This is a genomic window from Psychrobacillus sp. FSL H8-0510, assembly GCF_038008345.1.
In the GTDB taxonomy this organism is placed as follows: domain Bacteria; phylum Bacillota; class Bacilli; order Bacillales_A; family Planococcaceae; genus Psychrobacillus; species Psychrobacillus psychrotolerans.
Window position 1 is genome coordinate 2280337 of the sequence record NZ_JBBOYZ010000001.1, and the last position, 14602, is coordinate 2294938.

Consider the following 14602-nt stretch of genomic DNA (forward strand, 5'->3'; position numbering starts at 1 on the left):
TCCTCCGTCCAAAAAAAGCAACCGACTCCAACGCTTAAAGCAATGACTATTAGAGATATCGGAAACTGTTTATATAAAAGCAGAAGTAGAATTATAATCAGGAATAAAAGGATAAGGGTAGATTCATATGCAGCTATTACACCGATTATAGCTGTTATTGCAATATATATTAAATTCCCACGGAAGTTGTTAATCCAAATAGGTCAGCCACCTTCTTTTCATATGGTTCCATTTCTTCACTACTGGCTCCTTTTTCTCTTAGCTTTGAAATCAGCTCTGCGTAAAGCGCAACTTTTTCATCACTTAGAAAGTCTATCTTTCTTTCATCAAAAGGCACATAAATAACCTCGACTCCAGCTTTGTTTAATAATTCAATGGCATAGGTGTTGTTTTTATAATCTTGAGCATAGTAGAGACGACTAATACCAGATTGAATAATCGATTTTGTGCATGGAAGACATGGGAAATGAGTGACATATAAGTCTGCGCCACTTACTGTAATCCCATACTTAGCGCATTGTAAAAGAGCATTCATCTCTGCATGTATCGTTCGAACACAATGGTTATCTACAACATAACATCCATGATCAATACAATGGTCGCCACCAGAAATAGATCCATTGTATCCTCCAGCCATAATACGGCGGTCACGAACAATCGTTGCACCAACAGCAAGACGTGTACATGTGCTTCTTAGTGCAAGTAAATGGCTCTGAGCCATGAAAAATTGATCCCAAGTAATTCTCTCCATATAACTACCCCCAAAATAATATTTCTTTAAGTGTAGTAGTTTGTGTAAGAAACATCAATAATGCATTTATTATTTTACCGTTATTAATGGTTCGAGTTTCTCAAATGTCTTTTGTCCAATACCTGTCACTTTCGTCAAATCTTGTTTTTCCTTGAAGGCTCCAGACTGCTCCCGATGAGCAATAATAGCCTCCGCCTTAGCAACGCCAATACCAGGTAAAGTAGTCAGAACTGTGGCATCTGCATTATTTATGTTCACTAATGATGACTGTGAACTGCCGTTAGTAGCTAAAGGTGATTCTTCTACTTCTTCGCCTTCTTTTGGAATATAAATAACCATTTCATCTTTTACACGCTCTGCATGATTGATATGTTTGGAATTACTAGACTCTATGTAACCTCCAGCCATTTCAATCGCCTTTAACACACGGTCTCCTTCAGAAAGCTCATAGACTCCTGGCTTCATCACAGCACCTTTTACTTCTACGAATACTATGGGGTCTTCTACATATTCAATTGTTTCTTCTACAGTAAGATTTTCTTTTAAAGGGATAGTTGGAATGGAATCGGCTTGGGGGGTTGCCGATTTTAAAAAGGATTGAATACTGATAAACAGTATTATTCCTATAACTACTACTGGGAGTAATAGCTTTTTCTTATATTTTTGGATGAATAGTTGGAGCAGATTTATCAGCCTCTTTCATAAGAGGTAATTATATGGAGTTAAGAAGACTATACTAAATTTACTTCTAGTTGAAAAGAGTTATTTTTATGGAAAAAAATAATCGAAATAAAACAATAAAAATAAATAGATATCGAGCGGGTAATCTAGTTGTCCATCAATAATCCACCGCTTATTTCCGTTACATTACACTCTCATGCTTTGGAGGTAGAGCAACGACGCAAAAACAGGTGAATAAAAAAACTGGATAAAAAGACAACCGAACTTCTAAAAATAGAAACGTAGATATGCCGTTGATTTCCTCTCCGAGTGGACGCTTTCCGTGGGCACGGGAGTCGCCGCTCTGCGCTCTAATCAACTAGATCCACTTTATATATATGGATAATTGGATATAAAACCACGTAAATGTAGGTGCATTATATTAAAATAATTAATGATCCGTAGTGACGAGGAGGCTGAAGCCAAGCCCGTGGAAAGTGACCATCTGAGGCCGAAATCAGTAGTATTTCTCTTTCTTTCAAGCTCTATAAAACCAGTGTTTACAAGACGCTTTTATTTATTTCCTTTAAAAAAAGAGCCTGATAAAGGGCTCTTTTTCTTATTTCACAGCGTGGATAAACCATCTATCCACTTCTTCTGAAGGCTTTCCAAAAATATCATCACGCACATTCACGGAAGAAAATCCTACTTTTGCAAGAAGATTAGTAAAAGTTTCTATGGAATACGTTCGTTGATAATGGGATTCTTCAAAGCGTTCATAATAACCTGATTCATCACGAACAAAAAAAGTAATATCATGATAAATAGAATGCTCCTCTACCCCAGGTTCCGTATGCCAAAGATAAGCAACTTCCTCATCTTCGTACGTAAAAGGACCATTTGGGTAAACTACATCCATTTTATAAAGTGAATGGACATCAAAAAACAATTGTCCATTTGGATTTAAAGAAGCAAACAAACGTTTAAATGTCTGTTCCACTTCTTCTAATGTCTCTAAATAATTTAGAGAATCTATAGCAATAACCGCTACATCTACCTCATCTACACCTTCAAGATCAGCCATTGACTGACAGATAAAAGTGATGTCCGTTCCATTTTCAAAGCTTCGATTTTGAGCAACTGTAAGCATAGAATCTGATAAATCTACACCTATAACCTCATATCCTGCTTTAGCAAATTGGATACTAAGAACCCCTGTTCCACAGCCAATATCGACTAATCTTTTGGGTGTATTCAGCGGAGCATTCGATTGTACCCATTCCGCATATTTATTGTACGGAATGTCGGACATTAATGAATCATAAATATAAGCAAATTGTTCATAGGTAGACATTAAGCATCTTGCCCAACTTCGATCATTGGTGCATCTCCCCAAAGTCTTTCTAAATTATAATAAGCACGTTCATCTTTGTGGAATACATGTGCTACAACGTCACCCATATCGACTAAAATCCATCTTGCTTCATCAAAACCTTCTAATCGTTTCACTCTAAATCCTGCTTTGAAAGCTTGGTCCTCTAGTTCTTTTGCTATAGCTTGAACTTGACGATCTGAGTTTGCATGACAGATTAAAAAGTAATCAGCAAGTAAAGAAACTCCTTGCATATTTAATACGACAATATCCTCTGCTCTTTTATCGTCCGCTGCTTTAAAAGCGATTTCTACTAATGAATTTGAAGATGTCATTCTTTCACTTTTCCTCTCTGTTGTATCAAATCATTGTAACAATGAAATGAATCCGGAAATACCGGTTGTTTTTTTTCTATTAAAAATGAAATACTATGCTTTATACAACTGGTCATCGCTTCTTCTAAATCGATCTTTGCTTTTTCCCGTAAAGGTTCGACTCCAGAAAATTTCCGACTAGGCTCTATCATATCTGAAACATAAATTATTTTTTCTAACTTGGACATACCAGCTCGACCTGTTGTGTGGAACTCAATAGCTTTCAATATATCCTCGTCCGCAATTTGAAATTCTGTTTTAGCAACATAACTTCCAACAGGAGCATGCCATAATTCATGATTAAAATCCAATAATACCGGATTCATATTTTGTGAAACAATGATAGACCTCAGCCATTCTTGTTCGGCGTACTTTACACTATCATGTAAAATTCCCGCAATCTCTGCTTTTTCAGGATCTTCCCCATACAACTCGGCTAATTGAATAGCTGTTTCAGCTACACCCCTTGTATGTATAAAACGCTTTTCAGGCATTCGACTTTTCATCTGCTCCAGTAAATATTCATGCTTCATATAACTTCTCCTCTCGGATGTATTCTCGAACAGCATCACTTATAAGAAACTTGGTAGTTTCGCCGTGTGTTATTCGATTTCGTACGGTCGTAGAAGATATATCGATTTGAGGTATCTCTATAGTTACTATAGGATATGCAGTTTCGAGCGATTTATTTGGTCTTGGCACTCCTACTAAATGCACATTTTGAATAAGATCTTCGATTCGATACCACTTAGGTAAATCCTCCACTTGATCTCCACCGATAATAAAATAGAATTCAGTTTCTGGTTCACGTCTTCTAAGAAGTTCCATCGTATCAAAAGTGTAAGATGTACCACCTTGATCGATTTCAATCGTTTCTATTTTTAACTTCGGCACGTCTTGTATTGATAATTCCACCATAGTTCGACGTTGCTCAGCTGTGACTCTATTTTGAATTTCTTTATGAGGAGGGTTAGCATTTGGCATTAAGCACACTTCATCTAGGTTCAACGCGTGGAGTACTTCATTTGCAATGATTAAATGTCCAATATGCGGCGGGTTAAAAGTCCCACCTAAAATCCCTACTTTTTTTCTCATGCACGACTCGCTTTTGGAAGCTCGATTCGTTTGTTATTTTTAGATGGTTTATAAAGCACTACCATTAAACCAATCAGTTGCACTAGCTCTGCTCTAGTACCCTTTGCAAGTGCTTCTGCCACTTCCTGCTTATCTTCTTCACAGTTTTGTAAAATACTAATTTTAACTAATTCACGAACTTCTAGTGCTTCTCCGATTTGTTTAATCATCGCATCGTTCACTCCACCTTTGCCGACTTGGAAAATCGGGGATAGATTGTGTGCTTGACTACGTAAAAATCTTTTTTGTTTACCTGTTAACATAATTTCCTCCTATTTGCTCTATCAATTGTTGGATCATCCCGTCAGTATCAGGCTTGGTTCCATTCCAATATGAGAAGGCCAGTGCTCCTTGATGTACAAGCATTCCTAGACCATTAATTGTTCGAACATTGTTTTTCTTCGCTTCCTCTAGAAAAGGGGTAACTAAAGGATTATATACGATATCTGCAACAATTGCATTCTCTTTTAACCGATTTAGTTGAATTGGTAAGGATGCTTCACTAGTTTTCATGCCTAATGACGTAGTTTGAACAACGATATCAAACGTGTCTAATGTGTTTTCAGCTTCTTCCAGAGTCAACGCCTGTCCGGTCTGTAGTTCTTCCACAAGTACTTTGGCCTTTTCTAACGTTCTATTCGCTATTGTCAGCTGTGTATATCCAAGACTATTGAAAGCATGAGCTATTCCGCGTGCAGCTCCTCCAGCCCCAATCAACAATATATTTTGCTCAGGTAAAATGGATCCGAGGGATTCAACAAAACCTAATCCATCGGTATTAAACCCAACATATTTATTGTCTAATGTTTTCACAACTGTATTTACTGCTCCTATTCCTCTTGCAGAATCATCTATTTCATCCAGAAACGGAATAATTTCTTCTTTAAAAGGAACAGTTACATTCCAACCACTACATCCTAAAAGCTTTAAAGACTTAACTGCTTGCTCTAAATTATTTTGTTCAACATGTATTGGAATATAACTTGCATCTATATCTAGCTGTTTTAACCATGTTTCGTGCATTGTAGGTGAAAAGGAATGTGATATCGGATTTCCTATTACAGCAAACCATCTTTTCAAATCTATCCCTCCTATATTAATGATGGACGAATAGACACTTCAACACCTGCTGGGGCATGTGCAGCTACAATTACTCCACCCCGTTGTACGGTAATCCACCCTAACCCTGAAAATACAATATCAGTTTTGTCGTCTTTAATCTTAAATTCATGACGAACTAATGGAGGTAATAGATCTGCAAACTCCTCACTCGGTGGAGATAATAATTTACCTTTATGCTCTTTATATAAATTATCGGCATTTTCTAATTTAGTACGGTGAATTGGAATATCATTCGCTATATGACAAGTAAATGCTGCACGTTCACCTTTGATAAAGTCAAAACGAGAAAGTCCGCCTAAATATAAGGTTTGTTCGCTATTTAGTTGGAATACTTTTGGTTTGATTTCTTTTTTAGGTGTTATATATTTTAACTCCGATGAGTCTAGGTAATGCGCCATTTGATGGTGATTAATAATACCAGGAGTGTCAAATAATGATTTTTTATCATCTAATGGAATTTCAATCATGTCTAATGTAGTTCCCGGGAAATGCGATGTCGTAATAATCGCATCCTCTCCAGTAGCTTGTTTTATAATGCGGTTAATAAAAGTCGACTTTCCAACATTTGTACAACCAACAACATAAACGTTTTCGCCTTTTCGATAGTGCTCGATAGCTTCCATAGCTTCTGGCATGCCTGTTCCTTTATGCGCACTCACAAATAAAACATCTATTGGAGACAAACCTAATTTTTTAGCTTCGTGTTTCATCCAATTGATGACTTTATTCTTTTTCACTGATTTAGGTAATAGGTCGGCCTTATTAGCGATTAGCAAAATAGGGTTATTTCCAACAAAACGATGCAATCCAGGTAACCAACTACCATTAAAATCAAAAATATCTACAATTTTAACGATTAACCCTTTTTGCGTTCCTAAACTGTTTAAAATTCGAAGAAAATCATCATCTGTTAAAGAAACTGGTTGTAATTCATTGTAATTCTTCAATCGGAAACAACGCTGACATATAATATCTTCTTTTTCTAAAGAAGATATTGGTGCATAACCAGGTTCTCCTAGTTTTTCTGTTTGAATAGTTGTACCGCAACCGATACATTTTGGTGCTTCTGTCACGCTTCTTCCTCCCATGTAACTTGTCCTTTTTTGTCCAAGTAACTAAAAATTCTTCGTTCTACTATGCGGTTAAACTTAGTCACAAATCCATCTGATTTCGCAACCGGAATGACTAATATCGTATGAAGCTTTAATCTGTTGCCACCAAATACATCGGTTAATAACTGATCTCCAATGACTACCACTTCTTCTCGTTTAACTGACATAATACTTAATGCTTTAAGAAATGCTTTTCCAAGTGGTTTACGTGCCTTAAATATGAATGGAATTCCAAGTGGGTCAGCAAAGGATTTAACTCGTAACTCATTGTTATTAGAAACAATCGTTACTTGAATTCCTGCAGCTTTAATACTTGCGAACCATTCGATTAATTTAGGGGTAGCATCAGGTCGATCCCATTCAACTAATGTGTTATCTAGATCTGTAATAATTGCCTTAATCCCTTTTTCTACTAACAATTCAGGGGTAATATGAAAGACACTTCTTACAAATTCACTAGGTATAAGATATGAATACAAAGACGAACACTCCAATTCGAGGCTTTTTCTATTATTTATTATAGCATATTTGCTACATTCTCACCCATCCGGACAAATTTACCTGGATGAACAGCACTTGAGAACTCCACACTACCTTCTTCAAACAGCATAACAACGGTCGATCCAAAGGAAAAGTATCCAATTTCTTCTCCTTTTTTCCATGCATTTGATTTGTTTGTAAGCTCTATAGAATTGACAAACATGGCTCCTACCTTTATATGTATACATTTCTTTTCGTTAGGCATTTCTAACTCCGTTAACATTCGATAGTTACCACTTATCGTTTGTTTCCCAAACTGAAGCCCCCATTTATTGACCGGATACGATTTTTTACCAAGAATATATTGGTTAAGTATTTTACCATCTACTGGAGAATGTATACGGTGATATTCTGCTGGACTTAAATACAAAACAATATATTTTCCATTTTGAAAGGACGAAGCTATTTTTTCCGAACCTAGCATATCCTGTAAGGTGTAAGTTTTCTGTTTTACATAAAAGAGCCCTTTTTCTGTAATATCCCCAAATGTTTCAATAGTGGCATCGACTGGACTAATGATGCTATTCGGCGTTAAATCGATTGGACGACTTTCCTCTTTAACTTTACGAATAAAAAAGTCATGTAAAGTGGTGAAATCTTCCCTCTTTTGTATTGTATCTTGTATGGATATATTAAAAAATTTAATATATGAGGGAATTATACGTTTGCTTGCTTTCGATTGGGTAAACCCTCTGATTAGTGACGAGGACCATTTCCCATTTGTTAATTCAATCATGGTTTGATATAATTTTTCTCTCATTTTTTAACTCCCTTGAAAAAATTAAACTTACTATTTTTACTTAATCGAAGTATAATGAACAAATACGTTACTTGTAAAGGAGTGATTTGCAATGTTTTTACAAAACGCAATGTATCAAACAGTAAAAAAATTGAAATCACATGCGGCGAATATGGTCACCATTGGCAATCTTGCATTTGGTGGAGCAGCCATCATGGCAACGATGAATGAAAATTACACATTCAGTGTATTATTTATATTTATAGCTGGCCTTTTAGACAGATTTGATGGAATAGTAGCAAGAAGATTTCATCTTGAATCCGAATTAGGCAAACAACTAGATTCCATGAGCGATATTATTTCATTCGGGGTAGCTCCTGCATTACTGATTTATTCATTGGTTTTGCAAGAGTTTAGTGTGACCGGCATGATAATAACCGTAATCTATATAGCATGTGGTGCTTTCAGACTTGCACGATTTAATATTTCTGAACCAAATGGTTTTTTCACTGGATTACCAATTACTGTTGCGGGTGTAATTTTAACACTTTCTTATTTTGCGATAGAATATATACCATCTGTATCGTACATGTTCTTATTCATTATTCTCGCATTATTGATGATCAGTACATTTACGCTAAGAAAAGTTTAACGAGAAAAACAGTCCTTTAAGATTCTAACCCGAACAGACTTTTTCAATATATTATTATTGGTTGTTTTTTGAGCTGCTAGCCGTGACTGATGTCACGCTAGGAGCTCTTTTTCTAGATACATATAATTTTCCCTATCCTTCGACCTTCTACTATAACTAGAGAAGATGTTTTGCATCGTAGAGTGCTTACGAAGATGCTATATGAACTTTGACTCCTATGGTCATTAATACGATAACTATTTTAAATCGACATGTGTCTAGTGTTCACTTATTGTTTATACGCCTTTTATTTAAGAAAAGAATCTGTGATTGCGGTCGCTATTTTCATATTTTGTCAGCTTTCGACATATACTGGTCTAACAACTAGATGGAGGTGAACCTCATTACAGGTTTAATGACTGCCTTTATAAGCATCTTTGTAGAATTCCCTCTCGTTCTTGGTTATTTGAAAGGCCAGGCTTTTCATCAACCCTTTACTCCCGAAGAAGAAAAAGTCATGCTTGATCGTTTTTTAGGTGGCGATTTATCTGCTCGTGACGAACTTATCGAAAGGAATATGCGATTGGTTGCCCATGTTGTAAAAAAATTCCACCCAAAACACGAACTACTGGATGACTATATCTCAATAGGGACAATCGGTCTGATGAAGGCTGTTAATAGCTATACTCCTACAAAGAAAACGAAGTTAGCAACATATGCTGCTAGATGTATCGAAAATGAAATATTAATGTATTTGCGATCACTAAAGAAAGTACAAAAGGATGTTTCTCTTCATGAGCCAATTGGTATGGATAAAGATGGACACTCCTTAGAAATTACAGACTTACTCCCAGGTATCGATAAAAGCACCGATGAACAGTTGGTAGAAGAGGAGGATACGAATAGCTTATATCGACATCTGTCTCAACTAGAGAGCAGAGAACTTGAAATTATCATTCGAAGATATGGATTGTTAGGTCATGAACCAATGACTCAAAAAGATATATCGAAACAGCTTAAAATATCGAGAAGTTACGTTTCACGTATTGAAAAACGCGCGCTAGTCAAACTGTATCAATCCTATATACATGAAAAAAACTCCTTTGATGTATCAAACACCAAAAGAGTTTAGTTAAGTTCAATCTTCACTTGTCTCTGCGATAATGATAAATGCTAAAACTGCGGTTATTAAAATTGCCGTCGCCATAAGAAACAACATTCGATTTCCCCCTATAATATTGAAAGCGTTTGATACTGTTATAATAGCACAAAACAGGGGTATTATTAATATGCTTTAAACTACTCTGTATGGCGATTTAATGACAAAGTTATAATTTCCCAATTACTTGCAATACTATTTGTGTCGAATGTTTTGCCGCAACTGGCAAAAATTCATCGAAACTCATGGAAGACTCTTTTCCGGCAATATCAGAAAGTGCACGAATTACAACAAAAGGCACTTCAAACTGATAGCAAACTTGTGCAACAGCAGCAGCTTCCATCTCACAAGCCTTCATTTGTGGAAAATGGATACGAACTTGTTCTACTTTTGCAGGATCATGCATAAAAATATCACCTGTAGCTATTAAGCCCGTTGCAACTTGGTGTTTACCAATTTCATATACAGCTTCTTCAGCTAATTTCATTAATCTTTCATCTGCTTTGAATGCTGCTGGTAGTTGAGGAACTTGCCCAATTTCATAGCCAAAAGCTGTGACATCCACGTCATGATGCCTTACCTCATCCGAAATTACAATAGCCCCTACCTCAAGAGTTGGATCATATCCACCTGCGGAACCTGTATTTATCACATAATCTGGTTTGTATTCATTTAATAAAATGGTGGTAGACATAGCTGCGTTCACTTTTCCAATTCCACTCTTCAATAAAACAACTTCATGATTTTTATATGTACCAAGTGTAAATTCACTGTTTGCTATACTCTTTGTTTCAGGATTTTCAATTTCATTTCTCAGAAGCTCTACTTCTTCTTCCATTGCACCAATTACTGCTATCTTCAACTTAACTGCCCCTCTCTAAAATGCACTTCTTTAAAAATAAGGAAAAAAGCTTCTTAAGTCAAGAAGCTTTTCTTTTTATTCATATAAGACTCTATTTTTTTAATGCTTTAAGTATTTCTTTTTTAGTTGGTTTCCATCCTTCACCATCTACCCATTCGAGAGATATACGATAGATTTCGCTGCCATCCTTAGAAGTAACCGTTCCTATAGATTTTTGGGGGCTTCCACCGTTACCAAGATATTTAACATACATATTGGAAGGATCTAGATTAGCACCGTAGGCCAATGCTTTCACTTTTTCATCCCAGTCCACAGAAGAGCTATTGTAACTAGAAACATGTTCACCTGATTGCTCTGTCCCTATGGGCTGCCATCCTGAATCTATAACAACTGATTCGACATTTGAATCGTTAGAAGGTTCCGTAGTCACAGTACTATCCTCATTACCTTCTGTTTCAGTGTTTTCGTTCTCTTCTGTTTCTGTAGTTGTCTCTTCAGTTGACGAAGAAGAATCAGCAGATTCTGTACTACTTCCCACTACTTCTTCAGATTCCTTTTCTTTTTCTTCATTTTCCGATTCATTCTCCGTACTTTCTTCTACTTGTTCACTTTTTGTTTTAGATGTATTAGCACTATCTTCGTCGTTATCACCTGTAACAATGTTTACAGTTACGATGATAATGAGGAGAATTACTATTCCAATAAGAATATTTAAAATATTATTCTTTTTTCTCTTATGATTTCGTTGATCTAATCGCGAATCAAATTTCGTATTCTTTTCAGGCATGTTGTTTTTCCTCCTTCAATATAAGAGAATATACTACAAATAGACGATAATGATAGAGTTTTGTTTCACTAAGCTCAAAAATAGTCCGATTGATAGTCAGGACGAAATGTAACTAGACCTTTTTTACACAACTGCTAGACATGTTATTTAGGTAAAAGATTCTACTTAGGAAAGTACCTTCTTTTAAGATTAAAAGATGTTTCTATCGTTTTCGAAGGCCTTTGGACAAAGTTTTCCTGTATGATTACCGAGTGATTTTTTAGAGATGCTGGTTGTGACGGTAGTCACAACCAGCATCTCTTTTTTCTGTAATCTTATGGCGTTTGTCTTTCCGTCACCCTCCTGTAACTCTTAGAAACAGGTAAGGTCGTTTGTGGATAACTTGAGAAAAAATTCTTATTCTGGGAGAAAGCTCATGAAGATACAATTTCATGAGCTATTTTGCTTCTTTATTTAAAACTGAGTACTACTTCTCTTTATTTCCACTAGTAATATATAAAATCCATTTTCTTTATACTTACTAATCGAATAGCCTTCTTAATACTACAGATGGTTTTATCCTATTTTTACTTTGTACTACTCTTATAATTTAAGCGAAAAGCTATGCTATATCTTAGAGTTAAGTACTACTCACTTAATTGATTGTAGTGTAAGGTTGCGACTCCAGCGGGAAAGTCGAGACCCCACAGGGAGCGCAGCGAACGAGGAGGCTCGACCTCGACCGCGGAAAGCGTCCACCTGAAATGTAAATCAGTATCATTTATTTATTCTTTCATCCATGAACTCAGTGTACAGGGAGCATCTTCAATATTTTTTTATCAAAAAAGAGGTAAACGATTTCGTTTACCTCTTCATTTTAAGATATAGTTTTTATTTCTACGTCCATTTCTCCACCTGGAGTTAGGATTTTCACTCGATCTCCCGTAGTCTTACCAATTAAACCTTTAGCAATTGGAGAGTCATTGGAAATTAGACCTTCGATTGGATCAGCTTCTGCAGAACCTACGATTGTGTAAGTCTCTTCATCACCATCAGGAATTTCCACAAATGTTACTGTTTTACCAAGCGTAACGATGTCGTTATTTCCTTCTCCTTCGATCATGACCGCATTACGGATCATTGACTCTAGAGTTGAAATTCTACCCTCTACAAAGGCTTGGTCTTCTTTAGCTGAATCATACTCAGAGTTCTCTGATAGATCCCCAAAGCTTCTAGCAATTTTAATACGTTCTACTACCTCTTTACGTTTTACCGTTATTAAATGCGTTAATTCATCTTGTAATTTTTGTTTACCAGCAACGGTCATTGGATACTGTTTCTCTGTTGACACTCCCATACACTCCTTTAAATACACACTCAAAACTTTACCATGTATCATTCATATGCATCTAATCACAATGATATGAATTACATGAAATTATTGTCAATCTCATCATCATATTATACAATAACATTCGTTTCAAGAATAGTTTTAATTTTTGTTACCATTAAATCGATCGCCACTTCATTTTGGCCACCTTCTGGAATAATTACATCTGCATATCTTTTAGTTGGCTCGATGAATTGGTTATGCATCGGACGAACTACATTTAAGTATTGATCTACCACAGAATCTACCGTACGTCCTCTTTCGTTAATATCACGTAAAATACGACGAATAATACGTAAGTCTGCATCTGTATCCACAAATAATTTGATATTCATCATATTCCGAAGTCGTTCATCTTCCAATACTAGAATACCTTCTAAAATAATTACGTCTTTAGGCTCTATTTTAATCGTTTCCGAAGAGCGAGTATGTTTTGCATAATCGTATACTGGCTTTTCAATTGCTTTATTGTCTAACAAATTGTGAATATGTTCAAGCAATAAGTCATTATCAAAAGCTAGAGGATGATCATAATTTGTATTAAGTCTCTCCTCAAACTTCAAGTGACTTTGATCTTTATAATAATAGTCTTGCTGTATTACTACAACTGAATGGTTCTTAAATACTTCACTTATAGCGTTTGTTACACTCGTTTTACCTGATCCTGATCCACCTGTGATCCCAATGATAAGAGGAGTTTTCTTCGTCATTATTTCATCCCTTTTCTCATCATATTATTTGGATATAATTTCTTTGTACATTTAAATCGAACAATCTGTAATGGATGTCTTGCTGCATCTAATAATTGTCCTTTTTCATCTGTAATTTCTTTTATAACCATTTCAACATTATCTATTTCTGGACCAAAAAACTCTACTTTGTCCCCAGGTTTAAAATAATTTCGTTGTTGCAATGTAACTATTTGTGTTTCTTCGTTATACTCTAACACAAGTCCCACAAAATCATAGCCTAATTTTTTGTCGTGTACCCCGTACATTTGTTGTTCAACTCCAGGTTCCGCCTCAAAAAACGCCGTATCAGCTTCCCGATTGGCACATTTTTCTAGTTCTGCGACCCAGCTAGATTCCATTTGGAAGTTTTCAGGATCAGCACAATATGCATCAATTACTTTGCGATAAACACTAACAACAGTAGCAATATAATGAATTGACTTCATACGGCCTTCAACTTTCAAAGAATCGATTCCTAATTCAATTAACCGAGGTATTGATTCCAATAGCTTTAAATCTTTTGGACTCATCGCAAACGGGACTTCATCCTCCGTAAATAACGCTTGCTCTGCTCCGTCAGTTTGCTCATATAAATCATAATCCCAACGGCAGGATTGGCAACATCCGCCTCTATTTGAGTCACGGGCAGTCATATGATTGGAAAGTGTACACCTACCGCTGTATGCAATACACATTGCACCATGGACAAACGTTTCAATTTCGATATCTACTTTCTCTTTCATCAACTGAATTTCGTCTCCACTAGTTTCACGAGCGAGGACAACTCGATCAAGCCCTTCCTCTTTCCAATATTGCACAGCTTTCCAATTGGATAAGGATTGTTGCGTGCTTAAGTGAAGCTCTAGTTTGGGTGCTACATTTCTGCATGTCTCAATTATTAAAGGATCAGCAACAATAATACCTGTTACACCAGTCGATTCCACAGCTTGTAGATATTCTTCTAATCCATCCATATTTTCATTATGAGCAAAGATATTAGTAGTCACATACACTTTGGCATTATAGCGACTAGCAAATTCTACTCCTTCACGCATTTCTTCTATGGAAAAGTTCCCTGCATTTGAGCGAAGTCCAAATTCGCGCCCGCCTATAAACACAGCATCAGCACCATAGTGAACAGCAATTTTCAACTTTTCTAAGCTTCCCGCTGGTGCTAACAATTCAGGTTTTTTCGTAATGACACGTTTACCGTCAATTAGCTCACTTATTTTATCTAATTTTGTATTAAGCAAAGTAAA

At 36.1% G+C, this 14602-nt stretch carries 18 protein-coding genes; 2 read left to right on the plus strand and 16 right to left on the minus strand.

Going from position 1 to position 14602, the window contains the following annotated elements; translation table 11 throughout:
* Nucleotides 1–169: 169 nt before the first annotated feature.
* The 11 genes from MHI40_RS11540 to MHI40_RS11590 form a co-directional block, all read right to left on the minus strand.
* Nucleotides 170–751 (minus strand): ComE operon protein 2, encoded by a 582-nt coding sequence (locus MHI40_RS11540; RefSeq protein WP_093538481.1) that lies wholly within the window; start codon nt 749–751, stop codon nt 170–172.
* A gap of 69 nt (nt 752–820) precedes the next feature.
* On the minus strand, nt 821–1444 hold the full coding sequence (locus MHI40_RS11545; RefSeq protein ID WP_340764490.1) for a helix-hairpin-helix domain-containing protein: 624 nt from the start codon (nt 1442–1444) through the stop codon (nt 821–823).
* 586 nt (nt 1445–2030) lie between these two features.
* Nucleotides 2031–2765: a class I SAM-dependent DNA methyltransferase gene (locus MHI40_RS11550; protein WP_340762760.1), complete on the minus strand. Its 735-nt coding sequence runs from the start codon at nt 2763–2765 to the stop codon at nt 2031–2033.
* On the minus strand, nt 2765–3118 hold the full coding sequence (rsfS, locus tag MHI40_RS11555; RefSeq protein ID WP_093537072.1) for a ribosome silencing factor: 354 nt from the start codon (nt 3116–3118) through the stop codon (nt 2765–2767). The genes MHI40_RS11550 and rsfS overlap by 1 nt, the downstream gene beginning before the upstream one ends.
* A complete protein-coding gene (gene yqeK, locus MHI40_RS11560) occupies nt 3115–3690 on the minus strand; it encodes a bis(5'-nucleosyl)-tetraphosphatase (symmetrical) YqeK (RefSeq protein ID WP_340762761.1) in 576 nt (191 codons plus the stop codon). The genes rsfS and yqeK overlap by 4 nt, the downstream gene beginning before the upstream one ends.
* The gene (locus MHI40_RS11565; protein WP_340762762.1) at nt 3680–4252 is read right to left on the minus strand and encodes a nicotinate-nucleotide adenylyltransferase; all 573 of its coding nucleotides are present in this window, start codon (nt 4250–4252) and stop codon (nt 3680–3682) included. Before MHI40_RS11565 ends, yqeK begins: the two co-directional genes overlap by 11 nt.
* Nucleotides 4249–4554: a ribosome assembly RNA-binding protein YhbY gene (yhbY, locus tag MHI40_RS11570; RefSeq protein ID WP_093537069.1), complete on the minus strand. Its 306-nt coding sequence runs from the start codon at nt 4552–4554 to the stop codon at nt 4249–4251. Before yhbY ends, MHI40_RS11565 begins: the two co-directional genes overlap by 4 nt.
* Nucleotides 4541–5371 (minus strand): shikimate dehydrogenase, encoded by an 831-nt coding sequence (aroE, locus tag MHI40_RS11575; protein WP_340762763.1) that lies wholly within the window; start codon nt 5369–5371, stop codon nt 4541–4543. The genes yhbY and aroE overlap by 14 nt, the downstream gene beginning before the upstream one ends.
* 11 nt (nt 5372–5382) lie before the next feature.
* Nucleotides 5383–6486 carry a ribosome biogenesis GTPase YqeH gene (gene yqeH / locus MHI40_RS11580; protein WP_340762764.1) on the minus strand — a complete coding sequence of 368 codons (1104 nt, stop codon included), beginning with the start codon at nt 6484–6486 and terminating at the stop codon, nt 5383–5385.
* Nucleotides 6483–7004 carry a YqeG family HAD IIIA-type phosphatase gene (locus MHI40_RS11585; RefSeq protein WP_093537066.1) on the minus strand — a complete coding sequence of 174 codons (522 nt, stop codon included), beginning with the start codon at nt 7002–7004 and terminating at the stop codon, nt 6483–6485. The genes yqeH and MHI40_RS11585 overlap by 4 nt, the downstream gene beginning before the upstream one ends.
* 38 nt (nt 7005–7042) lie before the next feature.
* Entirely contained in the window at nt 7043–7825 is a 783-nt protein-coding gene (locus MHI40_RS11590) for a phosphatidylserine decarboxylase (protein ID WP_340762765.1), read from the minus strand.
* A 91-nt stretch (nt 7826–7916) separates the two neighbouring features.
* On the opposite strand from MHI40_RS11590, the gene pssA reads away from it, so the two are divergent.
* Nucleotides 7917–8456 (plus strand): CDP-diacylglycerol--serine O-phosphatidyltransferase, encoded by a 540-nt coding sequence (gene pssA / locus MHI40_RS11595; protein WP_093537064.1) that lies wholly within the window; start codon nt 7917–7919, stop codon nt 8454–8456.
* A 382-nt stretch (nt 8457–8838) separates the two neighbouring features.
* Nucleotides 8839–9567 carry an RNA polymerase sporulation sigma factor SigK gene (gene sigK, locus MHI40_RS11600; protein ID WP_093537086.1) on the plus strand — a complete coding sequence of 243 codons (729 nt, stop codon included), beginning with the start codon at nt 8839–8841 and terminating at the stop codon, nt 9565–9567.
* 196 nt (nt 9568–9763) lie between these two features.
* On the opposite strand, the gene mtnN is transcribed toward sigK, so the two are convergent.
* The 5 genes from mtnN to MHI40_RS11625 all read right to left on the minus strand — a co-directional run bounded on the left by mtnN (nt 9764) and on the right by MHI40_RS11625 (nt 14596).
* Nucleotides 9764–10456 (minus strand): 5'-methylthioadenosine/S-adenosylhomocysteine nucleosidase, encoded by a 693-nt coding sequence (gene mtnN / locus MHI40_RS11605; protein ID WP_340762766.1) that lies wholly within the window; start codon nt 10454–10456, stop codon nt 9764–9766.
* Between the two features lie 91 nt (nt 10457–10547).
* A complete protein-coding gene (locus MHI40_RS11610) occupies nt 10548–11243 on the minus strand; it encodes a YrrS family protein (RefSeq protein WP_340762768.1) in 696 nt (231 codons plus the stop codon).
* 856 nt (nt 11244–12099) lie between these two features.
* Complete coding sequence (greA, locus tag MHI40_RS11615; RefSeq protein ID WP_340762769.1) at nt 12100–12573, minus strand: transcription elongation factor GreA; 474 nt, start codon at nt 12571–12573, stop codon at nt 12100–12102.
* Between the two features lie 110 nt (nt 12574–12683).
* Entirely contained in the window at nt 12684–13322 is a 639-nt protein-coding gene (gene udk / locus MHI40_RS11620) for a uridine kinase (RefSeq protein ID WP_093537060.1), read from the minus strand.
* Nucleotides 13322–14596: a peptidase U32 family protein gene (locus MHI40_RS11625; RefSeq protein WP_340762770.1), complete on the minus strand. Its 1275-nt coding sequence runs from the start codon at nt 14594–14596 to the stop codon at nt 13322–13324. Before MHI40_RS11625 ends, udk begins: the two co-directional genes overlap by 1 nt.
* Nucleotides 14597–14602: the final 6 nt, after the last annotated feature.